The sequence below is a fragment of the Aquabacterium sp. A7-Y genome, assembly GCF_026153205.1.
GTDB lineage: Bacteria > Pseudomonadota > Gammaproteobacteria > Burkholderiales > Burkholderiaceae_C > Caldimonas.
In genome coordinates, this window is sequence record NZ_JAPFBW010000099.1 from 1 (window position 1) to 564 (window position 564).

A 564-nucleotide genomic window follows, 5' to 3' on the forward strand; every position below is an offset into this window, starting at 1 on the left:
CACCATCGTGTTGATGGTGTTCTTCAGCTCCAGGATCTCGCCCTTCACATCCACCGTGATCTTCTTGGACAAGTCCCCGGCCGCCACGGCCGTCGTCACCTCCGCGATGTTGCGCACCTGCGAGGTCAGGTTGCCGGCCATGAAGTTGACCGACTCGGTCAGGTCCTTCCACGTCCCGGCCACACCCTGCACATCGGCCTGGCCGCCGAGCTTGCCTTCGGTGCCCACCTCGCGCGCCACCCGCGTCACCTCGGCCGCGAACGAGCGCAGCTGGTCCACCATCGTGTTGACGGTGTTCTTCAGCTCCAGGATCTCGCCCTTCACATCCACCGTGATCTTCTTGGACAAGTCGCCCGCCGCGACCGCCTTGGTCACGTCGGCGATATTGCGCACCTGCGAGGTCAGGTTGCCGGCCATCGAGTTCACCGAGTCGGTCAGGTCCTTCCAGGTGCCCGAGACGCCTTCCACCCGCGCCTGCCCCCCAGGCTGCCTTCGGTGCCCACCTCACGCGCCACGCGTGTCACCTCGGAGGCGAAGCTGCGCAGCTGGTCCACCATCGTGTTG

At 65.8% G+C, this 564-nt stretch carries 1 pseudogene; it reads right to left on the reverse strand.

The features are described from left to right. Positions 1-564, reverse strand: a pseudogene (locus tag OOT46_RS30690) (HAMP domain-containing protein); the annotation flags it as partial.